Origin of the sequence: Rhodovulum euryhalinum, from assembly GCF_004342445.1 — a bacterium.
GTDB classification, from domain to species: domain Bacteria; phylum Pseudomonadota; class Alphaproteobacteria; order Rhodobacterales; family Rhodobacteraceae; genus Rhodovulum; species Rhodovulum euryhalinum.
The window spans coordinates 169871-196802 of sequence record NZ_SLWW01000001.1 but is presented as its reverse complement, the minus strand read 5'-3'; the positions used below and the strand labels follow the sequence as shown (position 1 = coordinate 196802).

Below are 26932 nucleotides of genomic sequence, written 5' to 3'. Positions count from 1 at the left end.
CAAAAAAATTGCGCCGCACCCCGCCGCCGCGGTATCCCCATGGCGCGACACGAAAAGGATGAACCCATGTCCAGCCAGAACCCCGTCTTCATTCCCGGCCCGACCAACATCCCGGAATCGATCCGCCGGGCCTGCGACATCCCCACGATGGACCACCGCTCGGCCGCGTTCCCGCCGCTGTTCGAGCGCGCCAAGACCGGCGTGCGGAAGGTGCTGAAGATGGACGAGGGCGAGGTGATCCTGTTCCCGGCCTCGGGCACGGGCGGCTGGGAGGCCGCAATCACCAACACGCTGAGCCCCGGTGGCAAGGTGCTGGCCGCCCAGCACGGCATGTTCTCGCTGAAATGGATCGACCTGTGCCAGCGGCATGGGCTGGATGTCGAGGTCGTGAAATGCCCCTGGGGCGAGGGCGCGCCGGTGGACCGTTTCGCCGAGATCCTGGCCGCCGACACGGGCCACGAGATCAAGGCGGTGCTGGTCACCCATAACGAGACCGCGACGGGCGTCGTTTCGGACGTGGCGGCGGTGCGTGCGGCGCTGGACGCGGTGAACCACCCGGCGCTGTTGATGGTCGACGGGGTCAGTTCCATCGCCTCGATGGACTTTCGCATGACCGAATGGGGCGTCGACCTGGCGGTGACCGGTTCGCAGAAGGGGTTCATGCTGCCGGTGGGCCTGGCGGTCGTCGGTGTCAGCCCCAAGGCGCTGGCCGCGATGGAAGGTGCGAAACTGTCGCGCTGTTTCTTCGATTTCCGCGACATGCTGAAGCTGGGTACGCCCTACACCCCCGCCGTCGGCCTGATCAACGGGCTGGGCGCGTCCTGCGACATGCTGCTGGCCGAGGGGCTGGACAACGTGTTCGCCCGCCACCGCCGGATCGCCGAGGGCGTGCGCGCCGCCGTCGCCGCCTGGGGGCTGCGGCCTTGCGCGGTCTCGCCCGCGCTCTACTCTGATACGGTGACGGCGATCGTTCTGCCCGAGGGCGTGGATGGCAACGCCCTGGTTCGCCACGCGGCCGATGCCTATCACGTCGCGTATGGCGCGGGGCTGGGCGAGGTCGCGGGCAAGGTGTTTCGGATCGGCCACCTGGGCATGCTGACCGACGTGATGGCGCTTTTGGGGATCGCCACGGCCGAGATGGCGATGGCCGACATGGGCGTGCCGGTCACGCTGGGCAGTGGGGTCGCCGCGGCGCAGGACTATTACCGGACGAACAAGGCCGCCCCGGTGCAGGCGGCGGCGTGAGGGTGCGATGAAAGACGACAAGCCGATGTACATCCCGACCTATGACGACGTGGTGGCCGCCCATGAGCGGATCGCCCCCTACATCCACCGCACGCCGGTCCTGACCTCGAGCTATTTCAACGAACTGACCGGGGCCGAGCTCTACTTCAAGTGCGAGAACTTCCAGAAGGCGGGCGCGTTCAAGGTGAGGGGCGCCTGCAACGCGGTATTCGGGCTGGACGACGAGACGGCGAAGAAGGGCGTGGCCACCCATTCCTCGGGCAACCATGCGCTGTCGCTGTCCTATGCCGCCGGACGGCGGGGAATCCCCTGCCACGTGGTGATGCCCCGGACCGCGCCGCAGGCCAAGAAGGACGCCGTGCGCGGCTATGGCGGGATCATCACCGAATGCGAGCCGTCCACGTCGAGCCGCGAGGCGGTGTTCGCCGAGGTGCAGGCCGCGACCGGCGCGGAATTCGTGCACCCCTATAACGACCCGCGCGTGATCGCGGGGCAGGGGACCTGTTCGCGCGAGCTGAACGAACAGGTGCCGGGGCTGGACGCGGTGATCGCGCCGATCGGCGGCGGCGGCATGGTGTCGGGGACCTGCCTGACGCTGTCGACCATCGCGCCCGATATCGAGATCTACGCCGCCGAGCCGGAACAGGCGGACGACGCTTACCGGAGTTTCAAGGCCGGTCACATCATCGCCGACGACGCGCCGAACACGGTGGCCGACGGGTTGAAGGTGCCGCTCAAGGAACTCACATGGCATTTCGTGTCGCACCACGTGACCGACATCCTTACCGCCAGCGAGGACGAGATCATCGACGCCATGAAGCTGACCTGGCAGCGGATGAAGATCGTGATGGAGGCAAGCTGCGCCGTGCCGCTGGCCACCATCCTGAAGAACCGTGAGGTCTTCGCGGGCAAGCGCGTGGGCGTCATCATCACCGGCGGCAATGTCGATCTGGACAAGCTGCCCTGGATCAAGGGCTGAACAGGGAGAACGCAGATGAAGGACGTGACCGATTTCCAGGGGCTCGAGGTGGGCTATGACATTCCCGCCGTGCCGGGCATGGACGAGGCCGACATCCAGACCCCGTGCCTGGTGCTGGACCTGGACGCGCTGGAGCGCAACATCAGGAAGATGGGCGACTGGTGCAAGGAACACGGCATGCGCCACCGGGTGCATGGCAAGATGCACAAGTCGGTGGACGTGGCGCTGTTGCAGGAGAAGCTGGGCGGGTCCTGCGGGGTCTGCTGCCAGAAGGTGAGCGAGGCCGAGGTCTTTGCCCGCGGCGGCATCAGGGACGTTCTGGTGTCGAACCAGGTGCGCGACCCGGCCAAGATCGACCGGCTGGCGCGGATCCCGAAGCTGGGCGCGCGGACCATCGTCTGCGTCGATGACGTGGCGAACGTGGCCGACCTGTCGGCGGCGGCGGTCAAGCACGGCACCCGGATCGAGTGTCTGGTCGAGATCGACTGCGGCGCCGGGCGCTGCGGCGTGACGACGACGCCGGCGGTGGTCGAGATCGCCAAGGCGATCGATGCCGCGCCGGGGCTGAAATTCGCCGGCATCCAGGCCTACCAGGGCGCGATGCAGCACATGGACCTTTACGAGGACCGCAAGGCGAAGATCGACATCGCGGTGGCGATGGTCCGGGACGCGGTCGAGGGGCTGAAGGCCGAGGGGCTGGACTGCGACATCGTCGGCGGAGGTGGCACCGGGTCTTACTACTTCGAGGGCAATTCGGGCGTCTACAACGAGCTGCAATGCGGGTCCTACGCGTTCATGGATGCCGATTACGGCCGTATCCTCGACAAGGACGGCAAGCGGATCGACCAGGGCGAGTGGGAGAACGCGCTGTTCCTGCTGACCAGCGTGATGAGCCATGCCAAGGCCGACAAGGCGATCTGCGACGCGGGGCTGAAGGCGCAGTCGGTCGATAGCGGGTTGCCCGTCATCTATGGCCGGGACGACGTGGAATACGTCAAATGCTCGGACGAGCATGGCGTGATTTCCGATCCGAAGGGCGTGCTGAAGGTGGGCGAGAAGCTGAAACTGGTGCCAGGCCATTGCGACCCGACCTGCAACGTGCACGACTGGTACGTGGGTGTCAGAGGGGGCAAGGTCGAGACGGTCTGGCCGGTCTCGGCGCGCGGCAAGGCGTATTGACCGGGGCCGCCCTTGCGGGCGGCTGCCTCCGGCGGGGATATTTGACGCCAGAAGAAGTGAGGGCGCGCGGGCGCGATCCCGGCGCCCTTTTCCATGACAAGGAGGGGCAGGCATGATCATCGTGCCGGAGAAGGAAATCGCCGGGCTGATCTCGGCCGAGGAATGTTTCGATGCGGTCGAGGCGGTGTTCGCTGCGATGGCGCGGGGGGAGGCCACCAATTTCCCGGTGATCCGCGAGGCGATCGGGCATGCGGATGCTCTGTATGGGTTCAAGTCGGGCTTCGACCGGGCGGGGCTGGTTCTGGGGCTGAAATCGGGCGGGTACTGGCCGGGCAATGCCGAGAAGGGGCTGACCAATCACCAGTCGACCGTGGTGTTGTTCGATGCCGATACCGGGCGGGCGCATGCGCTGGTCGGCGGCAACCTGTTGACGGCGCTTCGGACCGCGGCGGCGTCGGCGGTGTCGATCAAGCACCTTGCGCGCGAAGATGCGAAGGTGTTGGGCATGGTGGGTGCCGGGCACCAGTCGGCGTTCCAGATGCGCGCGGCGGTGGCGCAGCGCGATTTCGAACGGGTGGTGGGCTGGAACTATCACCCCGAGATGTTGCCGCGGCTGGCCGAGACGGCCGAGGAGCTGGGCCTGCCCTTCGAGGCGGTGTCGCTGGAGGAACTGGGCGCGCAGGCGGACGTGATCGTGACGATCACCTCGAGTTTCGAGGCGCAGCTGAAGGATGGCCATATCCGCCCTGGCACGCATCTGGCCTGCATGGGGACCGACACCAAGGGCAAGCAGGAGGTGGACCCGGCGATCCTGGCGCGCGCGCGGGTGTTCACCGACGAGGTGGCGCAGTCGGTCAGCATCGGCGAAGCGCAGCACGCCGTTGCGGCGGGGCTGATCGCTGAGGGTGACATCACCCAGATCGGCGCGGTGATCGAGGGCATGGCGCCCGGGCGAACCTCGGTCGACGCGATCACGCTGTTTGACGGAACCGGCGTGGGGCTGCAGGACCTTGCGGTGGCCTCAAGGGCGGTGGACCTTGCCAGAGCAAAGGGCGTGGCGGTCGAGATCGATTTCTGAGGCGACGACGGGGCGGCGCGGGGTCAGCCCCCCGCGCCGGTCACGCAATCAGCGATGCTGCGGGCAAGCCCGGTCAGGAGCGCAGGGTAGAGATCGGGGCCGTAGGCGAGCGTGCTGCCCGAGGGGTCGAGCGGAGCGCCGACGCGGGTGCCGGTGCCTTCGACGATGGCCGCGACATAGGCGGGATCGTGCTGCGCCTCGGGAAAGATGCAGGCGACGCCCTCGTGTCGCAACTCGTCGCGCAGCGCGTCCAGCCGGCCCGCGCCCGGATCGGCGGCGTCCCCCAGCGCGATGGCGCCGGCGACATTGACGCCGAAATGGTCGGCGAAATAGCCGTAGGCATCATGGAACACCATGATCGCGGCATCGTCCACGGGCGCGAGCAGCGCCCGGGTCTCGGCCTCGGCCGCGTCGATGGCGGCTAGCGTCGCCGCGGCGTTCGCCGCGTAGGCGGCGCCGTTCCCGGGGTCGAGCGCTGCAAGCCGGTCAGCGATCAACCGCGTCCAGACCCGCGCGTTCTCGGGGTCGAGCCAGGCATGGGGGTCGAGCCCGGTCTTGGCGTGGCCGTGGTCGTGATCGTCGGCCCCGGCATGGTCCTCTTGCCCATGTGCATGGTCTTCCTCGACATGATCGTGCGCCTCGGCGTGGTCATCCTCGTCCGCGTGCCCGTCCTTCCCGGCCGCCTCGTCGAAGTCGCGCCGGAAGGTGCCCGGGGCCTCGATCAGGATGACGCTCTCGCCCGCAAGGCCGACACCCGCGACGGCACGCTCCAGCCAGGGCGTCATCCGCGGGCCGATCCAAAGCAGAAGATCCGCCTCGGACAGGGCCTTGGCCTGCGACGGACGCAACTGGAAGTGATGCGCATCGGCCCCCTGGTCGAGCAGGATGCCCGGCGTGCCGAGATCGCCCATCACCGAGGCGGTCAGCGCATGGACGGCGGGGATATCGGTCATTACCTTGGGCGGTGCGGCCAGCGCCGGGGCTGCGGCCAGGACAAGGGCAAGGGCGGTCAGCGAACGCATGACAGGCTCCGTCGGTTCGGGGTTGCGGTTCGGCGCATAAAGAATATGTTATAAGATAACAAGTCAAGGGGAATCCCATGGACCCGGACGGCACGCTGGCCTTTGCCAGCCATGACCACGGCGCCTGCCGGACCGAGGCACTGGCGCGCGCCGAGGCGCTGGCCGAGGCACAGGGCCTGCGCCTGACCCCGGTGCGCCGCCGGACGCTGGAAATCTTGCTCGAGGCGCATCAGGCGCTGGGTGCCTATGAGGTGCTGGACCGGCTGGCCGAGGACGGGTTCGGCCGCCAGCCCCCGGTGGCCTACCGCGCCCTCGAATTCCTGGTCGAGAATGGGCTGGCGCACCGCATCCGCCGGCTGAATGCCTTTGCCGCCTGCATGCATCCGGGCGAGGTTCACATCCCCGCCTTCCTGATCTGTTCGGCTTGCAACGCGCTGGCCGAGGCGCCTGGGGCCGCGGTGGCCGAGGCGTTGCGGCAGGCCGCCGCGGGCGCCGGTTTCGAGATCGAGCGGATGAGCGTCGAGGCCGTGGGCCTTTGTCCCGCCTGCCGGCCGGACTGCGAGCCCGATCACCGGAAGGACAGGCCATGACGCTGATCGCCGCGCGCGGGCTTGGGGCCTCGTACGGGGGCGTTGTCGCGTTGCGCGACGTCGACATGCAGATCGACGCGGGCGAGATCGTCACGGTGGTCGGGCCGAACGGCTCGGGCAAGTCGACGCTGGTCCGCGCGCTGCTGGGCGTGGTCCGGCCATCCGCAGGCCGGATCACCCGCCGCGCGGGGTTGCGAATCGGCTATGTGCCGCAACGGCTGGCGGTGGACGACCGGATGCCGCTGAGCGTGGCCCGCTTCCTGTCGCTGCCCGACCGCCGCGGTCGGGGCGAGATCTCCGCCATGCTTGGCCGTGTCGGCGTGCCGGGACTGGAGGGCCGCCAACTGACGTCGCTGTCGGGCGGACAGTTCCAGCGGGTGCTGCTGGCCCGCGCGCTGCTGGCCGATCCCGAACTGCTGATCCTGGACGAGGCGACCCAGGGGCTTGACCAGCCCGGCACCGCGTCGTTCTACGAACTGATCGAGGATGTCCGGCGCGAGACCGGCGCAGGCATCCTGATGGTCAGCCACGATCTGCACGTGGTGATGGCGGCCTCGGACCGGGTGATCTGCCTGAATGGCCATATCTGCTGCCAGGGCCAGCCCCATGTGGTGACCGCGGCGCCGGAATACCGCGCGCTTTTCGGCCTTGGCACCCATGGCACCATGGCGCTTTACCAGCATGCGCATGACCACGACCACGACGCCTGCGACCACAGCCACGATCCCGACCACGAGTCCGGGCACGATCCCGACCACGGCCACGCGCATCGCGAACGCGAGGAGCCCGCCCATGCTGGATGATTTCCTGATGCGGGCCGGGCTTGCCGGGCTTGCGGTGGCGCTGGCTGCGGGGCCCCTGGGGGCCTTTGTCGTCTGGCGGCGCATGGCGTATTTCGGCGAGGCGACGGCGCATGCGGCGATCCTGGGCGTGGCGCTGGCGCTGGGTTTCCAGGTCTCGCTTTTCGCGGGCACCCTGGCGGTCGCGCTCGCGATGGCGATGACGGTCAGCGCGCTTGCCGGGCGCGGCCTCGCGATGGACACCGCGCTTGGCGTCCTCGCCCATGGCGCGCTTGCCTTCGGCCTGGTGGCGGTCTCGTTCCTGCCGGCGGTGCGGGTCGATATTTCGGCCTATCTCTTCGGCGATATCCTCGCCGTCGGCCGGGCCGAACTCGCGGTGATCTGGACGGGTGCGCTGGCGGTTCTCGCGCTCTTGCTGTGGCGCTGGAGCGCACTTCTGACCGTCACCGTCAGCGAGGATCTCGCCAAGGCGGCAGGGCTTGATCCCGCCCGCGAACGGCTTGTGCTGACGGTCGCGCTGGCCCTCGTGGTGGCGGTGGCGCTGCAGGTCGTCGGCGCGCTGCTGATCGTGGCGATGCTGATCATCCCCGCGGCCGCGGCCCGCCCGCTGAGCCGCTCGCCCGAGATGATGGCGCTGCTGGCGACCGCGCTCGGGGCACTGGCCGCGCTGGGCGGGCTCTGGGGTTCGCTCGCCTTCGATACGCCCGCGGGCCCCAGCATCGTGGTCGCCGCGACGGTGCTGTTCGCGCTCAGCCGTCTCGCTCCCCGCCGGGCCTGACCCCGCCCGTTTCTTCCTGGCCCAAATACTCCCGCCGGAGGCGCCGCGCGCGTCAGCGCGCGGCCCGGCCCAACGCCGTGCAAGCGGGGCGCAAGCCCCGCGCGGCGCGGGGCGGGAGAGCCCCCGACCGCCGCGCGCATGAAAAGGGCGGCCCGTTGCGGACCGCCCTTCCCGTAACCAGCCCCTGCCGGGTCTATTCCGGTTGGCAGATCTCGTGACGCGCGATCGCCACCGCGGTCCGTCCCACCAGAACCGCGATCACGACGACAAGCAGCGCCAGAAGCCCGCCGCCCAGCGTCTTGTGAAAGGCCGATCCGGTCGTGCCCGCATACAGGAAGGTCGCGATGGTCAGCGCGGCCAGCGGGAAGGAGAGCGCCCAGAACGACAGCGCAAAGGGAAGGCGCAGGATCTTGGGCAGTTGCGTCGCCACGATCAGCGCAAAGACATAGGCCGAGTTGATCAGGAACATCGCCAGGTGATCCAGTTCGCCATTGAGCCGCATCCACGAGATGAATCCCACTGCCGGCGGCGCGATCAGGATCACCAGGGTCGGTTGCAGGCGCGCCGGCAGCGGTTCGTGGAACATCAGCCGGTTCATCACAAGCGTCAGCAACACCACCCAGAACAACAGCCCACCCGAGAAGAACAGCCACGAGATATCGGTATAACCAAGTGGCGCCCCCGCGATCGGCACCAGGATGTTGCCGACCGCCGGAATGAAAAAGGCTGCGTTCATGTGGCCCGGCTTGAAGTCGCGATGCCCGATCCAGTCCGAGATCACCAGCAGCGACAGCACCCCCTGCAACGCCGTGCCGAAGATCCACAGCGGCCCGGCGATCGCCGGATACTCGCCCAATGTCGCGATCGACATCAGGATCAGCGAGATCGAGATCGTCGGAAAGAAGGCCAGCCGCACCGGATGGTGCCATTCCCAGGCCGCCATCCTGAAATGGGTCAGGACCTTCAGGGTGTAGAGGATGGCCACCGCCAGCAGCAGCGCCGCCGAGGCCAGCAGCACGTAGTGAGAGTAATGCACGGTCAGCCCATAGGCATTTTCCGCGGCATGCAGCGCCAGCGTCAGGCCCAGCATGCCCATCACGGTGGCGAAGAAGGTGATCGGGAAATGGGCCAGGCGGCTTTCCTGTGCCCCATGCCCGGTTTCGGCGGATGCGCTCATCGCAGCGGTGACTCCTCGGTCAGTGTCGGTTGTTCCCGGGCTGGCGCATGAACGCCTGGACCACATAGGCCAGGAATATCAGGCCACCCGCCCCCGCAACCCCGGTCAGCAGGACGACGATCACGTCGATCGGCCCCCCGATATCGGAAAAGCCGGAATTCGTGATGTTCTGCACGAACAGGATCGCGGCGATTGCCCCGATCGGCGCCGTCAGTTCGGCCCGCGCAAGATAGCGGCCCTCGATGCTGCGGTCGCGAATCAGAACAAAGATGAATGCAAGAGTAATGATTATGGCGACGGCCACCATAGTCCAGAACAGCAGGGGGCCGTACATCTCTTCGAAGACGGCGATCAAAGTTTCGAGAGTGAGGTCTTTCATCGGTCTTCCTCCTTATGCCTTGCCGCGCAGCATCGCGTTATAGGTGGCCTTCAGCGCCACCTCCTTCATCAGCCAGGAAATCCACAATTCTTCCAGCGGCGCGATGACGCCGGGGAAGGACGGGGTCAGGTTATTCTTGTAGTCGAACTCGACCAGCATGGCGCGGCCGACCCGGGTGATCATCGGGCAGGAGGTGTAGCCGTTATAGACGGCCGGGCTCAGCTTGCCCTCGATATCGGCGACCAGGTGATCCTCGGCCACCGGTACCTGCCACTTGACCGAGGCCGCGGTCTTGCCCTTGGGCACGCCTGCGATGTCGCCCACGGCGAAGACGTTGCGGTAGCGGACATGGCGCATCGTCTCCTTGTCGACCTCGGCCCAGCCCTCGTTCACCCAGGGGCCGTCCTGCCAGGGCAGGGGCGAATTGCGCACGACGTCGGGGGCCACCATGGGCGGGATCACGTTGGTGAAGTCGTAATCCATCTCGCGGTCGCCCTCGGGCGTGGCGAAGGTGAGGATCTTCTTGCCCGGGTCGATGGCTTTCAGGACGTGGTCGAAGCTGGGCTTCACGCCCCGGTCGTCGAACAGCATCCGCACCTTCTCGTTCACGATCGGGACCGAAAAGAAGCTCTTGTTATGGGCGGCGTAGTGGATTTCCACCCGGCCCCGGCTGCCCTTGCGCCGCGCATAGTCGTCGGTAAGAAAGGTGTATTTCAGCGGCGCGCCGGCACATTTCATTTCCGTGGCGGGCCGGAAGAACACCGCCTTGCCGCCCTCGTCGGTAAAGCGGTCCATCGCGCCCCAGGTGGCCGCGGCCTGTTCCGGACCGGCATAGACCGCGCCGATGCCATTGGTGCCGACAAGGGCCATGTCGAAGCCCTCGATCGCGTCCCAGTCGAGTTTCAGCCCGCTTGCGAGGATCAGGAAATCATAGGCGACGGTCTTGCCGCCCGTGGTAACGATCCGGTTGGCCTCGGGGTCGATCTCGGCTGCGGCCTCCTCGATCCATTCGACGCCCCGGGGCAGCCATTCGCCGGTGGAAGAGACCGAGTAGCTTGCCGGTTTCAGGCCCGCCGCGATCAGGGTGAACCCCGGCTGGTAGAGGTGGCGCTTGCGCCCGTCGACGATGGTGATCGTCGCGCCGTCGAGCCGTTCGACGAGCCGGCTTGCCATCGCGGTCCCGGCCGCCCCGGCGCCCAGGATCACGATGCGCGCCGAGGTCGCGACCTTCTGGGCGCGTGCGGGCGCCGCGGCGCCGGCCAGCGCCATGCCCCCCGCCGCCATCCCGAGGAATCCCCGCCGCGAGAGGGCGATACGGTCCGGGTGCTTCATGGGTCTCCTCCCAAAACATTCGCATAATTGCATGTGTATGCGCCCGTATACGCCCGAATCCGGAGCTATGTCAAAGAGTCATCTTTGGGTCGCCTTGCGAAACCGGGCCCGGGGTCGATTGCAGCACCCGGAGTTTCGCCCCGGCTGACGCCGGGGCGACCCGCGCGGGGGGCGCTGCCCCCCGCGACCCCCCGGAGTATTTCGGCCAAGAAGAAGCATGCCGGGGAATGTCTTCGCGATCGGCGCTCGGGCAGTGCCCGAGACGGGCGCGCCCCCGCCGCCGGTCAGAGGATCGGGGCCATGAGGCGGGCCACGCGCGCGCCGTTCCGCCGCAAGAGCCCCGGCGCCTCGGCGAGCCGCGTGGCATAGGCCTGGCTGCGGGTGAAATCCTCGTCCAGCATGGCCGCCACCGTCCGGGCGAAGCCGTCGTCGAAGACCAGCGCCGTCACCTCGAAGTTCAGCCGGCACGACCGGTTGTCGAGGTTCAGCGTGCCCACCGAGGCGAAGGCGTCGTCCACCACCAGCGCTTTCTGGTGCATGAACCCGTCGGTGTAGCGGAAGATGCGCACGCCCGCGTCCAGCATCTCGTCGAAATAGGCGAAGGCGGCCAGCCAGACGAAAAGGTTGTCGCGCCGGGCCGCCACCAGGATGCGCACGTCCACGCCGCGAAGCGCCGCCAGCGACAGCGCGGTGAGGATGTCGCGGTCGGGCACGAAGTAGGGCGAGGCGATCCAGACCCGGTCCTGCGCGGCATGGATCGCGTTGCAGAAATACAGGCTGCCGGTTTCCAGCACGTCGGCCGGGCCAGGCGCCACGATCAGCGCATCCATGTTCGCGGCGGCGGGGGCGGGGTGCCAGGCGAGGTCCAGCCGCTCTTCGGTGGCCCAGGCCCAGTCCTCGGCAAAGATCAGTTGCAGTTGCGCCACGGCCGGACCGGACACCACCAGATGGGTGTCGCGCCAGCGGCCGATTCGGGCGTCGCGGCCCAGGTATTCATCGCCCACATTGTGCCCGCCAAGGAACGCCGCGTGCCCGTCCACGACCACGATCTTGCGGTGGCTGCGGAAATTGATCTGGAACCGGCTGTGCGGCTTGCGCAAGGAATGGAAGTCGGCGGCGATCACGCCTGCCTCTCGCAGGGGCGCGAGGTAGCTGTCAGGCAGGCGGTGGCTGCCGATGGCATCATAGAGCAGCCGCACCGTGCAGCCCGCGCGCGCCCGGTCGATCAGGCGGCGCTGCAGCGCGCGTCCGGTGTCGTCGTCGCGCAGGATGTAGGTCTGGACCAGCACATAGCGCTCGGCCCGCTCGATCGCGGCGAAGATCGCCTCGAAGGTCGCCGGGCCGTCGATCAGCAGGCGTAACGCGTTGCCCGACATCGCAGGCAGGCCTGCCATCCGTTCGAACCCGGCCAGCGTGCGGCCCAACCGGTCGGGCAGCCGGGTCGAATCGGTCCGCCAGCCCGGATCGAAATCCGGCTGGGTCGCGATCGAGGCGTGCGAGGACCGGCGCGCGGTGACATAGCCCGGCAGCCGGGAATGGCCGAGAAACAGGAAGACCGGCAGCGCGAGGTAGGGCGCCGCGATCAGGAACACCACCCAGCCGACCGCGCCCTGGGGCGTGCGGGCGTTCCGGATTGCGCGCAACGCCGCCCAGACCGCCCCGGCCTGGAGCGCAAGCAGCGTGGCGGCAAGCACGATCTGCAACATGGGAAGATGCTCGCCCGCGCCGCGCCGAATCGCAAGCCCGCGCTCAGCCCTGCACGAAGCCGAACTCGGCCCAGATCGGCAGGTGGTCGGAGGTGATCCGTGCGCGGGGGCTTTCATGCACCCCCGCCGCGGTCAGCGCCAGGCCGCTTCCATGGGCGATCCGGTCGAGCCCGGCGCGGGGGCGGCGGGCATGGAAGGTCTTGCCCGGGGCGACGATGCGGAAGCGTCCGGCCAGCGGCTCGAGGCCGCGGTCCTCGGACCATTCGTTGAAATCGCCCAGGATCACGGTGCGCGCGCTTTCGGTGTCGCAGAACCGGGCGCCGATCGCCTGAAGCTGGCGCCGCCGCCAGCGCCGCATCAGCGCGAGGTGGACACCGACCAGGGTGATCGACCGCCCGTCGCCCCGTCCGATCCGGACCATTACCGCGCCGCGCGGTTCCAGACCCGGCAGGGTCAGCCGTTCGGCCGCCTCGACCATGGTGCTGCGGCGCAGCAGCACCGCGTTGCCGTGCCAGCCGAGGCTGACCGCGTTCGGGGCGAGGTCGGCGACGGCGAAATCGGTCTCGCGTTCGATCAGCGCTCGCGGCAGCGCCGCGGGGCGGTCGCCCAGCCGCTTGTCGGCCTCTTGCAGCACGACCGCGTCGGCGCCGATCTCGTTGATGACGTCGAGTACGCGCCCTGCGTCGCGCTTCCAGTCGAGCCCGACGGCCTTGCGGATGTTGTAGCTTGCCACGCGCAGCGGCCGCACCGGCGCGACACGGGCCGGATGCGGGCTGCGCAAGGTGGTCTCGGGCAGGGGGATCACGGGCGGGACGGCTCCGGTTCGGGGGCGGGCGGGGGCGGCATGAAACCGAAGGTAGGGGCCCGAGGCCGCGGCGGCAACCGCCCCGCCTGTGCCGGGACCCGGAGGCCGGTCTGAAATCGGGCGAATTTTCGGAGAACTTGCAGCAACGGGGTACGTGCCGTTGCGGTTTTCGCAACCCTTGCGCGCGTGGGGCGGGTTTGGCCCCTGCGGCGCGGCGGACTGGGCCGGTCCTGCCGGATTTCCGCCGCAATACCGGGCTGCGCAGACATGATTTTGTCCAACTTGTGGGGAACATTCATGAACGTCTCCGCAAGCCAAAGGTGCGTCCGGCGTCCGCCGGATCACCGCCAATCGCACAACCAGACCGGCACCATGACCGCAGCACCCGATTTCAACACGACCCTGACACCGGAGGGCCCGGTGGAGGAGTTGCAGCCCGGAACCGAGCTTTTGCACGGCCAGTACAGGATCGAGCGGTTCCTGAACTCGGGCGGATTCGGCCTGACCTACCTGGCGCGCGACAGCCTGGACCGGACCGTCGTCATCAAGGAGTGCTTTCCCGAGTCGCTGTGCCTGCGCACCGGCTGCGACGTGCGCGCCCGTTCGCGCAGCCATACCCAGGAATTCCACTCGATCGTCCAGCTCTTCATCGAGGAGGCGCGGCGGCTTGCCCGGCTGAACCATCCCGGCATCGTCGGTGTCCATCAGGTGTTCTCGGACAACACGACCGCCTACATGGCGCTGGACTATATCGAGGGCAAAAGCCTGCTCGAGATCATCGAGGATCCGCGCGAGACGCCCTCGCCCGACGCGATCCGCGAGATCCTGGTCAAGGTCCTGGACGCGGTCGCCTTCGTGCATGACCAAAGCCTGCTGCACCGCGATATCTCGCCCGACAACATCCTGATCGACCTGACCGGCAACCCGGTGCTGATCGATTTCGGGGCCGCGCGCGAAAAGGCCACCCGCAGCAGCCGGGTCCTGTCGCGGCTGCAGGTGGTCAAGGACGGCTACTCGCCGCAGGAATTCTATGTCGCCGGCATCCGGCAGGGCCCGCCCAGCGATCTCTATGCGCTGGCCGCGACGTTCTACCACCTCATCACCGACGAGGCGCCACCCGACAGCCAGCAGCGCATGGCCGCGCTGGCCGCGAACGAACCCGACCCCTGCCAGCCGCTGCGCGGCCGGATCCCGGGCTATACGTCCGCGTTCCTCGGGGCGATCGACAAGGCGCTGAACGTGGTGCCGAAAGAGCGGCCGCAATCCGCGCATGAATGGCTTGCGATGATCGAGACCGGCCCGCGGCAGGCCGCGGAGGGCCGCGTCCTGCAAGCGGACGAGGACATGATGGTGTCGATCTCGCGGCTGGTCGAAGAGACGAACCGCGCGGTGATGGAGGCGCGCCAGCGGTCCGAACACGAGGTGCGCGCGCGCCTGCCCGAGGCGCCGAAACCACCCGAGCGCAAGCCCGCCTTCGCCTGGCGGTCGCTTTATGACGACGAGGACGACGATCAGGCCACCGCCGTCCCGGTGCCCGGGCCGTCCTGTCCCGACCATACGCCAGAGGCCGATGGCGCGGTCTGTCCGCGCCGGCCCAAGTTGCGCAGCCGGCGGCCCCGTCCCGGCCGCGGCGGCCTGTTCATGGGGCTTGCCCGGCGATTCACCGCACGGCCGTAACCTGGACGGTCGAAACCCGCAGCAAGGTTCAGCACGGAAGGCAGAGCCATGAAATTCCTGAGACGCAAGAGCGGCGACAGACCCGTCGAGGACGATTTCAACGATTATGTCGCACCGTTCCCCCCGGCGCGGCACCGGGCGTCCGATCCGGTGTCCGGCCCGGTCGCAGACCCGATGCGCACCCCCCCCGCGCCGTTCCGGGATAGCGACGGAGTCGGTCAGCCGCCCGACGCGTGGGAGGACGATCCCGCGGACGAGGTTGCCGGCGCGCCGTTCGAGGCGGATGGCTTCGCCTCTGCGGCTTGTGCTGCGGGCACCACCGCGCAGGCGCCGCTTTGCCCCAGCGCTGACGCGCCCGCGCTGGATGATGGTCGGCCCGTGCTGTTCCCCGGCGGCGATCGCCGCCAGCGGCCGCCGATCGCGGAAGACACAGAGCGGCGCGAGGCGGTCTTGCCCCATGCGGATGCCGCGCCTGCCACCGCTGCCATGTCGGGCCCCGACCCCGCACCGACCGTGGCGCCGCCGCTGCGCTCCGCGATGCCGCCGACCGAACCCCGTGCCGAGGACATGGCCGCCTTCGAGGTGCCGCCGCCCGCCGTGGGCCGGGCTGGCGCCCGGGCCGGGCGGACCAAGACCCGGCTGCTGGGCTTCGGCCAGCCCGCCGATCCCGCCGCCGATCCCTTCGCCCGCGACGAGGCCGACGCCCCGGCCGCAGACGGTGCGCCGGATTTTCCCGTCGGCTGGCTCGTTGTCGTCGACGGCCCCGGCCGCGGCGCGCATTTCGCCCTGGGTCACGGTGTGTCGCAGATCGGGCGCGGTGCCGATCAGACCGTTCGCCTTGATTTCGGGGACAGTTCGATCTCGCGCTCGGGCCATGCGCTGCTGGCCTATGACGATGAGCAGGCCAAGTTCTTCCTCGGCTCGGGCGGCAAGGTGAACATCGTGCGGCTGAACGGCCAGCCCCTGCTGAGCACCGAAGAACTGGCGGGTGGCGACGTGATCCGCATCGGCGAGACGACGTTGCGCTTCGTGGCGTTCTGCGGGCCCGATTTCACCTGGGCGACGGACCGGCGCGATGATGACGGCAACTGACATCAGGATCGACGCCGCCACCGGCATCGGCCAGGGTCGGCGCGAGCATCAGGAAGACGCGATCATCGCCGATTTCGCGATCGGCGGCGAGATCGGCCTTGCGGTGCTGGGCGACGGCATGGGCGGGCATGCGGCAGGCGACGTGGCCAGCCGGATCGCCGTGACCGAGGTGTTCAGCGAGTTGAAGCTGCAAAGCGACGACCTGGATCGCTTTGTCCGCTATGCGCCCGGAATCCTCAGGACGGCCGCGCGCGAGGCAAATGGCTGCATCGCGGAACATGTCCGCGGCCATGCCGAGACCGGCGGCATGGGCACCACGCTGGTGGCGCTTGCGGTGGCGCGGGACAGGCTGTTCTGGATCTCGGTCGGGGATTCGCCGCTGCTGCTTTACCGCGACGGCGCGTTGCACCAGATCAACGAGGACCACTCGCTTGCGCCGCAGATCGACGGGATGGTTCGTGTCGGTATGCTGAGCGCCGAAGAGGCGCAGGCCCATCCCGACCGCCATTGCCTGACCTCGGCGCTGACCGGGGCCGAGATCCGGCAGATCGACTGCCCCGACCGGCCGCTCGAACTTGCCGTGGGCGACATCATCCTCGCCGCAAGCGACGGGCTCGACTCGATCGACCGGGACCGGCTGCGGGTGATCCTGGCAGAGCATCGCCGCCGCAGCGCCGCCGAGATCGCCGATGCGCTGCTCGCCGAACTCGAGGCGCGGGCCGATCCCGAACAGGACAATGTCTGCTTCAGCGTGATCCGCGTGGTCGCCCATGGCTGGCAGCCCATGGTCCAGCCACGCCGCCCGGTCGCCACGGTCCCCGCCGAGCGGGCCCGCAGACGGCCCGAACTTGCCGCCGCGCGCCGCGGAACAGGTGGCCCGCGCTGGACGCTGCCGGTCGCCCTGCGGTCCCTTTTCAGCTTTGGAAAGCGAGTGCAATGAACGCGATCTTCGAACGGGACACGCTGGCACGGCTTGACCGGGCCGTCGCGTCCGGGCACCTGCCCGAACGGGTGCGCGCGCATGGCCAGCGCCTGCTTGACCGGTTGCGCAAGCCGGTCCGGCTGGTGGTGACCGGTCCCGCAGGGAGCGGCAAATCGGACCTGGTGCACCTGCTCGCCGGGGATCGGGGTCCGGCAACGCGGCCGTCCCGGGGCGGGCCTCCGGTCGAAACATTGTCGACGCTGCTGGGCAATCTCGTGGTGGTCGACCTGGACCTGCCGGCCGCGGCCGACGCCATCGGCCGCGCGGTCGCCATCGAGGAGACCGCGCCCGACATTCTGCTGTGGTGCACCCAGGGCTTCACCCATGACGAAGCGAAGGTCTGGTCGCGGGTGCCGGACAATCTCAAGGACCATGCCTTTCTCGTGCTGACCAAGGCCGACGACCTGATGCGTCTTGGCGTGCTGGACGAGCGGCTCGACGATCTGCGCGATGTGGTCGAGGTCGAGTTCCACAGCCTGCTGCCGATTGCCACCCGCCAGGCCGCTGCGGCGCGGGAGGGCAACAGGGTGGTCGATGCGGCGCTGCATGCCCGAAGCGGGGCGGCGGCGCTGTTCGAGGCGCTGGACCGCATGATCGAGCAGGGGCGCAGCGCCGATCTGGACGCGGCGAGCCTTTTCCTGCGCCGTCACGACCTGCCATCGGACGCAATCCTGGCCGAACCTGCAGAAGCCGTCGCTGCCAAGGTCCCACAGCCCGAACCCGACCTTTCGCAACGGGCGCAGGCCCCGGCACCCCTGCCGCAGAGTCACCCGACACCCCCCGCCCCGCCGGTGCCGCAGGCCGAAGTCGCCGTCTCTGCGCAGGCGCTTCACCTGCTCGACGCATGTCGCGGCGATTTCCCCGACGAGATCGGCGCCAACGACCCGGCCGCGGTCTCGGCGCTGTTGTCGCTTTGCGCCCGCACGGCCGAGTCGCTTTCCGAGATCGTCGAGGGTGCCGGCGTGGCCGGCGATCTGGCCGAGGATGTGCTGGAAGCCAACGAGATGCTGTTGCTGCTCGGACTCGAGGGTGACGAGAACGCCGCGGCCGATGCCGTGACCCTGCTGTTGCAGCTTCGGCGCGGCTTTGACGCGCGGCTTGCGGCCTGAGCGCGGCGACCGCCAAGGGATCGACATGGGAGTGCCACGCTCAGGACATCTTTCTCGGGAAAATTGTTTCGTCGGCCGCGACAACCGGCCCGGTCGCAGCTGGCCCCGGTCGGGAGCGGCCGGTTTTCGATCAGCCAAGAGGGGAGTGGCACTGTGACGCTGGACGATCGCGCAGCACCCGCAATCGAAGCGGCCCGCCCCCGGACCGCCAATCCGGGGCTTCTGGCGCTGGGCATGGACGGGTTTGCCGGTTTCGTGGACCGCATGGACCAGATGCGGCGCGCGCTGGCCGACCTGGGCGAACTGGGCGATGCGACCGTTGCCAAGGGCGCGGGCCGGCTGTCGGCCCAGCTTGACCTTGTCGAGCCCTCGATCACCTTCATCGGCCAGGTCAAGGCGGGCAAGACCTCGCTGATCAATGCCATGACCGGCTGGCCGGGCCTGTTGCCCGCCGACGTCAATCCCTGGACCTCGGTGGTGACCTCGATCCACCTTGCACCGTCCTGGGCGACCGCCGCCGCAGGTGCCAGCTTCCGCTTCTTCGACCCGCAGGAATGGGATCGCCTGATCGAGAAGGGCGGCCGCATGGGGGAACTAGCCAGTCGCGCAGGCGCCGAAGAGGAATTGGAGAAGGTCCGCCGCCAGATCGAGCGGATGCGCGAGAAATCCAAGGGAAGGCTCGGTCGCCGGTTCGAGCTGTTGCTCGGGCAGGAACACCGCTACGGCGTCTTCGACGAGGCGCTGGTGGAACGCTATGTCTGCCTTGGTGACGATCTCGATGATGACGAGGGGGAACCCTTCGACATGCGGGGCCGATTCGCCGACATCACCAAGTCGGCCGACCTGTTCGTCGACCACGCCAACGTGCCGTTCAAGCTGTGCCTGCGCGACACGCCGGGCGTGAACGACACGTTCCTGATGCGCGAGCAGATCACCATCGGCGCGATTCGCGACAGCAGGCTCTGCGTGCTGGTTCTGTCCGCCCACCAGGCGCTGTCGACCGTCGACATGGCGCTGATCCGGCTGATCTCGGCGGTGAAGGCGCGCGAGGCCGTGATCTTCGTGAACCGGATCGACGAGTTGTCGGACCCGGCCAGCCAGACCGCCGAGATTCGCGACTCGATCCGCGCCACTTTGAAAAAGCACGAGGGCCCGGCCGACGCCCCCATCCTGTTCGGCAGCGCCTTCTGGGGCCAGCACGCGCTGGAAGGCCCCCTGGCCGGAATGACCGAGGCAAGCCGCCGGGCGCTGGTCATGCTGGCAGGCAACGAGACTCCGACGGCCGAGGACGCCTGGACGCTGTCGGGCATACCGGCGCTCTACCGTGTGCTTGGCGAGCGGGTGGCCGAGGGCGTCGGCGGCGAGGCGATCGACCGGATCGCCCGCAGCGTCGGCAACCTCGCCCGCGGCGTGACCGCGGCCCAGCGCTCGATCGGGCTCGCGGTGACGGGCGGGCATGCGGTTCAGGTGGATACGGCCCGGATCACCCGGGACCTTGCCCAGATCGAGCAGCGTGCGACCGCCGCGCTGGAAACCGCCTTCGCCGCCCAGCACGAGGCGTTCTGCGTCCGTCTCGACCGGTCGCATCACAACTTCCTCGACCGTGCCACCGCGGCGCTGATCGAGCACCTCGAGAAATACGGCGAGGGCACGGTCTGGTCCTACGAGCCGACGGGGCTGCGTATCCTGTTGCGCTCGGCCTGCCAGGTCTTCGGCAAGCGGATGCAGGGTGACGCGCGGGCGATCCTGGATGCCACCGCCGCCGAGGTCGCCGCGTCCTATCGTGCCGCGTTCGGACTGAACGAGGCCCTGGCGATCGAGCCGCCGGCGCCGCCGCGGCTGAACCCGCCGGTCGCCATCGCGCAGACGATCGCGCTGGACGTCAAGGGCACGTGGTGGCGCCGCTGGTGGCTGCGCCGCAGGGGGTATCGCAGCTTCGCGGCCGAGTTCTACAAGATGATCCGCGAAGAGACATCGCCCATTCTCGACGAACTGAGTCGGGACCACGCCCAGACGATCCGCGCCGACCTGCTGCGGACGCTGGCCACATTCCTTGACGAGCAGCGCGAGATCGTGACCGCACTTGCCGAAAAGACTGCGCCCACGGCCGAGGATCTGGGCGTTGCGCTTGGCTATCAGGAGCGGGCCGACCGGCTGCGGCAGATCGAGAGCGCGGTCGCCACGATGCGCCAGGAAGCGGCCTGACCCCGGGAAGCAAGAGGCTGGAGACGATGACCGAGACCCATCACGACGCATATTCCCGGTTCGAAGACGGCTTTCCGCCCCTCGATGACGTGCCGCTTGCCGCCCCCGCGCCCGGGGCCGCCCCGCGCAAGCCCTGCATCGCCCTGATGGGCGAATTCAGCGCGGGCAAGAGCACGCTGTCGAACCTGCTGATCGGCCAGAGCCCCCTGCCGGTCAAGGTCACCGCCACCCAGCTGCCGCCGGTGCGCATCTCGCATGGCACCGGGCAGGGCTGGCGCGAGGATCACGACGGCCGCATCCATCCGCTGGACATCGAGGCGCTGACCGAAGTCACGCCCGCCGACACAAGGCTCGTGCAACTCTTCGTCGAGGCCGACCTGTTGACGCTTTGCGACCTGATCGACATGCCCGGCATCTCGGACCCGAACATGGATTCGGGCGTCTGGGAGGGCGTGATCGGGCAGGCGGACGGGGTGATCTGGTGTACCCACGCCACCCAGGCCTGGCGCCAGAGCGAGGCCGCGGTCTGGGAGGAACTCTCTGGCCGCCTTGCGCAATCGAGTCTCCTGCTGCTGACGCGGGCGGACAAGCTGGTGACCGCCGAAGACCGGGCGCGCGTGCTCAAGCGGGTCGTGCGCGAGGCCGCGGGGCTGTTCTCGGCGATCCTGCCGATTTCGCTGACCGAGGCCGTCGCCGGGCGCGACGACTGGGATCGCTGGACCGCGAGCGGGGCCGAGGCCTTCAGCCAGCACTTCATCGGGTTGCTGGACGGATTTCAGGGCGCCACGCCCCAAGCGGCTGACAACGCGGCGCGCGCCGCCGCGTTCCCGGAGGCGCCACCCCTGACACAGGACCCCGCGGCCGGAACCGATGACGGTGCACGCCCGCGCCGGGTGACCATCGACCGCGAGCGCGGCCGTTCGGTACGTCCGGGCAGCGAGCCATCCCGGGGCTTCGGCCTGGCCTGACGGAAGGTTCCGCGTCCATCGCGGCCGGGATCGTCCATACGCCGGATCCCTTTTCGCCATCCGGGCGGCGTGGCGATGCATTTGCCGGTGGAAGGCGGCAGAATATCGACTAGACTGCGCGCGATGGCGCTTTCCAGGCGAATACAGAGTTTGCGCGGATCGATCCCCGGATGCCGGTCGCTGGTTTATGCCGACCTCTCGGCCCGTCTGGTCCTGTGCAGCGATTCCGACCTTCCGCGCCCGCCGCAGGAGGCGCTGGATGCACTGTGCCTGCGCGCCGTGCGCCTGATGACCGGGCCGGTGGCCGAGGCCGCGCGCATGGCGCTGGCGGCCGATCTGCCGCCGGGCGAAGCGGTGGTCGTGCAGGGCGGCGGGATCGAGGTTTTCCTGCGCGCGCCAACGGCGTCCGACGAGGCGCTTTGCGCCGTGCTGGACCCCGCCGCCGACCCCGAGGTGGCACTGGCTCTGCTGCGCGGCGGGATCGACGCGATCCTGCCGGGTGTGACGGAGCATGCCGCCACTGCCGACCGGGGCCAGTGACATGGGCGGGCTGGACCGGCTGAACAGCAAGCTTGCCAAGCTCAAGGGCGCCGATGCCGAAGACGATCAGATCGTCACGGGCGCTACCGAGGGGATCATCGCCGCGCTGCTGGCCGAGATCGAGGAAACGATCCTGCCGCGCGATATGGTCCTGACGAATGAACGCGGCGAACAGGCGCTGCTGGTCGTCGTGGGGCGGCGGGTCGTGCATCTCGAGGCGCCCGGCGGCCCGGTCTCCGGCGTCGCGGATGCAGAGGACGACCCCGCTGCGCGCCTGATCGCCGCCTTCACCGGCCCCTTCCGCACCTTCCTCGACCAAGCCCGAGAGATCAGCATCGACGCCATGCGGCCGCATCACCGGGTCGATCCGACCGAGATCGGCTGTTCGGTCGAGACCCTGGCCGCCGCGATCACAGCCGTCGGCACGGACGAGGCGGCAGAAATTGACCCGGTCACGGCCGGGCTGGGCCACGCCGTCGCCGGTCTGCGCCTTGCGGGCGGCGAGATCGTCGCGCGCACCGGCGATCCGGCCCTTGTCACCCGCCTCGAGGGGCTTGCCGGCGGCGGGGCGGCGGGGCTTGGGCAGGTTGCGGCCGGCGGCGCGTCCTGCACCTTGCTTGGCCCGGCCGGGGACGGGGGCCTGATTCTCGTCCGGATCGAGGCCCGGGGCGAGGCGGCGCTGATCCTGGCCCCCGCAGCGGCGCGCGCCGGGCTGATCGCACTCTGCCGCACGGCCGTTCCGTCCGCCGACCGGTCCTGAGGCCGCGCGGCGCAACGGTGTTGCAAGGATCCGGTGACGCCTTGACAGGCATCGTTAACGAAACTACGCCCGTCGCGTCTTGGTTCATCCGTGTCCGCCTTTGGGCGCGGGTGATGAAAAGGGAACACGGTGCGGCCCCCGGGCCCATGCCGTGGCTGCCCCCGCAACTGTAAGCGGAGAGCGCGGCTGACGATGCCACTGGGCAAGGCGCCCGGGAAGGCCAGCCAAGCGAAGACCCGCGAGCCAGGAGACCTGCCAGGACGATCACCCAGCCCGACCGCGGGGAGCGGCCCGGGCGGCGGACCCTTCCGCAGTGGTGACGCCTCACCGTCTGCGGAAAGCCCAACTTTCCAACGACTTGCAATCAGAACGGGCCATCGGCGCGCAGCCGTGGCCCAGAACCGGAACGAAACGCAGATGATTCGCAAGACCATTGCCCTGGGGCTGGGTGTCACCGCCCTGACCCCCCTTGCCGCCACCGCACAGAACAGCCTGCTGCTGGATGAACTGGTCGCTTCGGCCAGCCTGTTGCCGATCGAGGTGAACCGCACCGGCGCCACGGTCGAGACGCTGGACTACGGCGAGATCGCCCGGGGTGGCCCCAACCTGAGCGAGACGTTTTCCCGCCTGCCGGGCCTGTCCTTCAGCGCGAATGGCGGCCTCGGGAAATCGTCGACGCTGCGGATTCGCGGCCTGTCGGACAAATACATCTCGACGCGCATCGACGGGATGGATTTCTCCGATCCGACCCAGATCGACGCCAAGTTGAACTTTGGCACCCTCACCGCCGGTCTGGCCGACCGGGTCGAGGTGCTGAAGGGCGCGCAATCCTCGTTGTACGGCGCAAATGCCATTGCCGGGGTCGTCGACATCACGACCTGGCGGCCCGAGGCGCCGGGGGCCTCGGGGCGGGCCGCGGTCGAGGTGGGCAGCTACGGCACCTACAGCGGAACGTTCAGCATCGGCCAGAAGACCGACCGCGGCGAGGTGGCGATGACGTTGACCCGGCTGTCGACCGAGGGTTTCTCGTCCCAGGCCGGCAATACCGAGGATGATGGGTTCGAGCAGACGGCCCTGACGCTGTCGGCGGCCTATGACGCCACCGACAGCCTGCGCCTCGGGTTCTCGGCGCTTTATTCGGAAGGGACCAGCGAGTATGACGGGTTCGTCAGCCTGGCGGCCGAAGAGGACGAGACCCGCAAGGGCGTGCGCGCCTTCGCGCAGATCGCCGGCGGTGCGATCGACCACGAACTGAGCATTGCCTATACCGAGACCGAGCGAACCTATCGGGACGGCGTCATCACCGACTACAAGGGCGATCGCACCACGTTCGCCTATCTCGGCAGCGTCGAACCTGCGGCGCAGTCCGCGTTGGCCTTCGGCGCGGAATGGATCGAAGAGAACGCGGATTTCAGCGGCGGCAGCTATGATGGAGACAGCGCCGCGCTGTTTGGAGAATGGCAATACGCGCCCAGCGACAGCCTCGATCTGTCCTTCTCGCTGCGCTACGACGATCCGTCGGATTTCGACGCGCAGATGACCGGGCGTGTCGCGCTGGCCTGGCGGCCGCAAGACGACCTGATCGTGCGGGCAGTGCTCGGCACGGGCTACCGGGCGCCTTCGCTGTATCAACGGTTCGATCCGACCTACGGCAACCCCGCGATCCAGCCCGAGAAAAGCCGCAGTGCCGAGATCGGGATCGAGAAGCGCTATGGGGAAGGCAGTTTCGCCAAGGCGACGCTGTTCTACGCCGAGATCGAGGACCTTATCGGCTTTGATTCCGCGACCTTCGTCACCGAGCAGGTTCCCGGAACAACGCGCAGCCAAGGCATCGAACTGTCGGGCCGCTATGCGCTGGGCGCGACCGCCGCGCTGTTCGGCAACTATACCTATACCGATGCCGAAGGCACCGGCGGACGGCTGATCCGCGTGCCGCGCCACGACCTGAACCTTGGCGTCGAGGCGGCCTTTGCACAGAAATGGACCGGCCAGGTCACCCTTCAGCACGTCGCCGACCAACTGGACGGCGGCACGTCGCTTGGCGACTACACCGTGGTGAATGCCGGGCTCAGCTATGCCGTCAGCGACCGCACCGAAGCCTATCTGCGCCTCGAGAACCTGTTCGACGAGGACTACCAGACATCGCGCGGCTTCAACACGGCGGGCCGTTCGGTCTATGTCGGGCTCCGTGCGTCCTTCTAGGCTGATATCCCTTGCCGCCGCCCTGGCCCTTGCCGGGGCGGCGGCGCTGGCCGAGGCCCCGGCGCGCGTGGTATCGATCAACCTGTGCACCGACCAGTTGGCGATGCTCGTGGCGGATCCGGGCCAGCTTGTCTCGGTCAGCAGGCTGGCGGCCGATCCGCGGTCCTCGGCCATGGCCGGGGCGGCCCGGGCCTGGCCCACGAACCGGGGCGGCGCCGAAGAGATCGTGGCGCTGCGCCCCGATCTTGTGCTTGCGGGGCGGTTTTCGGACCCGGCGACGGTCGCGATGCTGCGGCGGCTGGGAATCCGGGTGGAACAGTTCGAGATCACGCAAAGAATCGACGATATCCCCGCCGAGCTTCGCCGTGCCGGGCAGTTGCTGGGCCGCGAGGCCCGCGCCGAGGCGCTGGTCGCCGCGTTCGAAGCGCGCCGCGCCGCGCTTGCCCCCGGTGCCGGGGGGCGGCCTGTCGCCGCGATCTTTCATCCCAACGGCTATACCCAGGGCGCGGGCACGCTGTCGGACGACATCCTCGCCCTTGCGGGGTTCGACAATCTCTCCGCGCGGCTGGGGCACCAGGGCGGCGGGCGGCTTTCGCTCGAAGACATTGTCATGGCCGAACCCGACCTTCTGATCCTCGCGCGCCCCTATCCCGCCACCTCGCGTGCCGAGGAAGTGCTGGCGCATCCCGCGCTGCGCGGGACGGCTGCCGCCCGCAGCCCCGAATTCACCGGTCCCGACTGGACCTGTGGCACGCCGCACGTGCTTGACGCCGCCGCGCGGCTGGCCGACCGCCGTCGCGCGATGGACGGAGACTGACTTGGCGCGCGCGCTGATGGTCCAGGGCACGGGCTCGAACGTGGGCAAGTCGATCCTGGTTGCCGGGCTCTGCCGGGCGGCGCGGGCGCGCGGTCTGGCCGTCGCACCGTTCAAGCCGCAGAACATGTCGAACAACGCGGCCGTCACCGTGGACGGGGGCGAGATCGGGCGGGCGCAGGCGTTGCAGGCGCTGGCCTGCGGGATCGAGCCCCATTCCGACATGAACCCGGTCCTGCTCAAGCCGGAAACCGATACCGGCGCGCAGGTGGTGGTGCAGGGCCATGCCCGCGGCACCTGGCGCGCGCGCGATTTCGCGGGCGTGAAACCCGCGCTGATGGACCCGGTTCTCGAAAGCTTTCGCCGCCTGGCCGGGCGGGCCGACCTGGTGATCGTCGAGGGCGCGGGCAGCCCCGCCGAGGTCAATCTGCGCGCGAACGACATCGCCAACATGGGCTTTGCGCGCGCGGCTGGCGTGCCGGTGGTGCTGGTGGGCGATATCGACCGGGGTGGTGTGATCGCCCAGATCGTCGGCACCCATGCCGTGCTCGACCCCGCGGATGCCGCGATGATCCGGGGTTTCGCGATCAACAAGTTCCGGGGCGATCCCCGGCTTTTCGACGATGGCTACGCGATGATCGCGGCTGCCACCGGCTGGCCCGGCTTTGGCGTGGTGCCGTGGTTTGCCGACGCCCACCGGCTGCCCGCCGAGGACGCCGTTGACCTTGGCGGACCTGCGGCGGGCGGGGGATTCCACGTCGCCTGCCCGATGCTGTCGCGGATCGCGAATTTCGATGATCTCGACCCGCTCAAGCTGGAACCCGCGATCCGCCTGACCATGGTGCCGCCGGGCGCGGCCCTGCCCGGCGACGCCGATCTGGTGATCCTGCCCGGCACCAAGTCGACCCGCGGCGATCTTGCCTTCCTGCGCGCCCAAGGCTGGGACGTGGATCTGAAGGCCCATGTCCGGCGGGGCGGGCGGGTGCTGGGGCTTTGCGGCGGCTACCAGATGCTGGGACGGCGGATCGTCGACCCCGACGGGCTGGAAGGGGCGGCGGGCGAGACCGAGGGGCTTGGCCTGCTCGATGTCGAGACCCGGATGGAGCCTGCCAAGACGCTGACCCGTGTCACGGCCACCCATGCCGCAACCGGCGCCCCCCTGCGCGGCTACGAAATCCATATCGGCCGTACCGAGGGCCCCGACCGCGCCCGTCCCTTCGCCCATGTGGAGGGACGGCCCGAAGGCGCGCTGTCGCGCGACGGACGGATCGCAGGCACTTATCTGCACGGACTGTTCACCGAGGACGGATTCCGCCGCGCCTGGCTAAAGGCGCTGGGACTGGCGGGCGGGCCCCTGTCCTATGGCGCGGCGGTCGAGGGAACGCTGGACGCGCTGGCCGCGCATCTGGAAACCCATCTGGATCTCGACGCGCTTTTCGCCGCCGCCGCCCCCGTCTCTTGACAGCCGGGCCACAAGGGGCCTGCATGGGGCAGGGCAGAAAAAAGGGCCCCG

General features: G+C 68.9%; 24 protein-coding genes and 1 riboswitch. Of the genes, 18 read left to right on the top strand and 6 right to left on the bottom strand.

The features are described from left to right. Positions 1-66: 66 nt before the first annotated feature. The 4 genes from bhcA to bhcD all read left to right on the top strand — a co-directional run bounded on the left by bhcA (position 67) and on the right by bhcD (position 4481). Positions 67-1245, top strand: coding sequence for an L-aspartate--glyoxylate aminotransferase BhcA (gene bhcA / locus EV655_RS00930; protein ID WP_132540388.1), 1179 nt, complete (start codon positions 67-69; stop codon positions 1243-1245). Between the two features lie 7 nt (positions 1246-1252). Next, entirely contained in the window at positions 1253-2224 is a 972-nt protein-coding gene (bhcB, locus tag EV655_RS00925) for a beta-hydroxyaspartate dehydratase BhcB (protein WP_132540385.1), read from the top strand. A gap of 15 nt (positions 2225-2239) precedes the next feature. Further along, positions 2240-3403 (top strand): 3-hydroxy-D-aspartate aldolase BhcC, encoded by a 1164-nt coding sequence (gene bhcC / locus EV655_RS00920; RefSeq protein WP_132540382.1) that lies wholly within the window; start codon positions 2240-2242, stop codon positions 3401-3403. 112 nt (positions 3404-3515) lie between these two features. Next, positions 3516-4481, top strand: coding sequence for an iminosuccinate reductase BhcD (gene bhcD, locus EV655_RS00915; RefSeq protein ID WP_132540379.1), 966 nt, complete (start codon positions 3516-3518; stop codon positions 4479-4481). A 23-nt stretch (positions 4482-4504) separates the two neighbouring features. Here the strand turns inward: bhcD and EV655_RS00910 are convergent, their stop codons facing one another. Further along, positions 4505-5503: a zinc ABC transporter substrate-binding protein gene (locus EV655_RS00910; protein ID WP_132540376.1), complete on the bottom strand. Its 999-nt coding sequence runs from the start codon at positions 5501-5503 to the stop codon at positions 4505-4507. Between the two features lie 77 nt (positions 5504-5580). On the opposite strand from EV655_RS00910, the gene EV655_RS00905 reads away from it, so the two are divergent. From EV655_RS00905 to EV655_RS00895, 3 genes are read left to right on the top strand one after another with little or no spacing between them, the layout of a single operon-like run. Continuing rightward, the gene (locus EV655_RS00905; protein ID WP_132540373.1) at positions 5581-6093 is read left to right on the top strand and encodes a Fur family transcriptional regulator; all 513 of its coding nucleotides are present in this window, start codon (positions 5581-5583) and stop codon (positions 6091-6093) included. Further along, positions 6090-6896, top strand: coding sequence for a metal ABC transporter ATP-binding protein (locus tag EV655_RS00900; protein ID WP_132540370.1), 807 nt, complete (start codon positions 6090-6092; stop codon positions 6894-6896). Before EV655_RS00905 ends, EV655_RS00900 begins: the two co-directional genes overlap by 4 nt. Further along, positions 6886-7671, top strand: a complete 786-nt coding sequence (locus tag EV655_RS00895) for a metal ABC transporter permease (protein ID WP_132540367.1) — start codon at positions 6886-6888, stop codon at positions 7669-7671. The genes EV655_RS00900 and EV655_RS00895 overlap by 11 nt, the downstream gene beginning before the upstream one ends. 193 nt (positions 7672-7864) lie before the next feature. On the opposite strand, the gene EV655_RS00890 is transcribed toward EV655_RS00895, so the two are convergent. The 5 genes from EV655_RS00890 to EV655_RS00870 all read right to left on the bottom strand — a co-directional run bounded on the left by EV655_RS00890 (position 7865) and on the right by EV655_RS00870 (position 13070). Then, the gene (locus EV655_RS00890) at positions 7865-8848 is read right to left on the bottom strand and encodes an SLAC1 anion channel family protein (protein ID WP_132540364.1); all 984 of its coding nucleotides are present in this window, start codon (positions 8846-8848) and stop codon (positions 7865-7867) included. 19 nt (positions 8849-8867) lie between these two features. Beyond that, the gene (locus EV655_RS00885; protein ID WP_132540361.1) at positions 8868-9227 is read right to left on the bottom strand and encodes a DUF5368 domain-containing protein; all 360 of its coding nucleotides are present in this window, start codon (positions 9225-9227) and stop codon (positions 8868-8870) included. Positions 9228-9239: 12 nt separating this feature from the next. Next, positions 9240-10559 carry an NAD(P)/FAD-dependent oxidoreductase gene (locus EV655_RS00880; RefSeq protein ID WP_132540358.1) on the bottom strand — a complete coding sequence of 440 codons (1320 nt, stop codon included), beginning with the start codon at positions 10557-10559 and terminating at the stop codon, positions 9240-9242. A 284-nt stretch (positions 10560-10843) separates the two neighbouring features. After that, entirely contained in the window at positions 10844-12265 is a 1422-nt protein-coding gene (gene cls / locus EV655_RS00875) for a cardiolipin synthase (protein ID WP_132540355.1), read from the bottom strand. A gap of 43 nt (positions 12266-12308) precedes the next feature. Next, entirely contained in the window at positions 12309-13070 is a 762-nt protein-coding gene (locus tag EV655_RS00870) for an endonuclease/exonuclease/phosphatase family protein (RefSeq protein ID WP_341540291.1), read from the bottom strand. Positions 13071-13442: 372 nt separating this feature from the next. Here EV655_RS00870 and EV655_RS00865 point away from each other — a divergent pair, with 372 nt between their 5' ends. The 11 genes from EV655_RS00865 (at position 13443) to EV655_RS00815 (ending at position 26881) form a co-directional block, all read left to right on the top strand. Beyond that, positions 13443-14747, top strand: coding sequence for a serine/threonine-protein kinase (locus EV655_RS00865; RefSeq protein WP_132540352.1), 1305 nt, complete (start codon positions 13443-13445; stop codon positions 14745-14747). Positions 14748-14795: 48 nt separating this feature from the next. Beyond that, positions 14796-15839 (top strand): FHA domain-containing protein, encoded by a 1044-nt coding sequence (locus tag EV655_RS00860; RefSeq protein ID WP_132540349.1) that lies wholly within the window; start codon positions 14796-14798, stop codon positions 15837-15839. After that, the gene (locus tag EV655_RS00855; RefSeq protein WP_165905227.1) at positions 15826-16779 is read left to right on the top strand and encodes a PP2C family protein-serine/threonine phosphatase; all 954 of its coding nucleotides are present in this window, start codon (positions 15826-15828) and stop codon (positions 16777-16779) included. The genes EV655_RS00860 and EV655_RS00855 overlap by 14 nt, the downstream gene beginning before the upstream one ends. Beyond that, positions 16776-17930, top strand: a complete 1155-nt coding sequence (locus tag EV655_RS00850) for a hypothetical protein (RefSeq protein ID WP_132540344.1) — start codon at positions 16776-16778, stop codon at positions 17928-17930. The genes EV655_RS00855 and EV655_RS00850 overlap by 4 nt, the downstream gene beginning before the upstream one ends. 153 nt (positions 17931-18083) lie before the next feature. Next, positions 18084-20135: a dynamin family protein gene (locus EV655_RS00845; RefSeq protein ID WP_132540342.1), complete on the top strand. Its 2052-nt coding sequence runs from the start codon at positions 18084-18086 to the stop codon at positions 20133-20135. A gap of 26 nt (positions 20136-20161) precedes the next feature. After that, positions 20162-21103, top strand: coding sequence for a dynamin family protein (locus EV655_RS00840; protein WP_132540339.1), 942 nt, complete (start codon positions 20162-20164; stop codon positions 21101-21103). A gap of 150 nt (positions 21104-21253) precedes the next feature. Then, entirely contained in the window at positions 21254-21643 is a 390-nt protein-coding gene (locus tag EV655_RS00835) for a hypothetical protein (RefSeq protein ID WP_132540337.1), read from the top strand. Further along, entirely contained in the window at positions 21615-22403 is a 789-nt protein-coding gene (locus EV655_RS00830; protein ID WP_132540335.1) for a hypothetical protein, read from the top strand. Before EV655_RS00835 ends, EV655_RS00830 begins: the two co-directional genes overlap by 29 nt. Positions 22404-22466: 63 nt before the next feature. Further along, positions 22467-22677, top strand: a riboswitch (cobalamin riboswitch). Between the two features lie 143 nt (positions 22678-22820). After that, positions 22821-24605, top strand: a complete 1785-nt coding sequence (locus EV655_RS00825; protein WP_132540332.1) for a TonB-dependent receptor plug domain-containing protein — start codon at positions 22821-22823, stop codon at positions 24603-24605. Beyond that, complete coding sequence (locus tag EV655_RS00820) at positions 24592-25422, top strand: ABC transporter substrate-binding protein (protein WP_243644940.1); 831 nt, start codon at positions 24592-24594, stop codon at positions 25420-25422. The genes EV655_RS00825 and EV655_RS00820 overlap by 14 nt, the downstream gene beginning before the upstream one ends. Before the next feature lie 16 nt (positions 25423-25438). Next, complete coding sequence (locus EV655_RS00815; RefSeq protein WP_132541122.1) at positions 25439-26881, top strand: cobyric acid synthase; 1443 nt, start codon at positions 25439-25441, stop codon at positions 26879-26881. Positions 26882-26932: the final 51 nt, after the last annotated feature.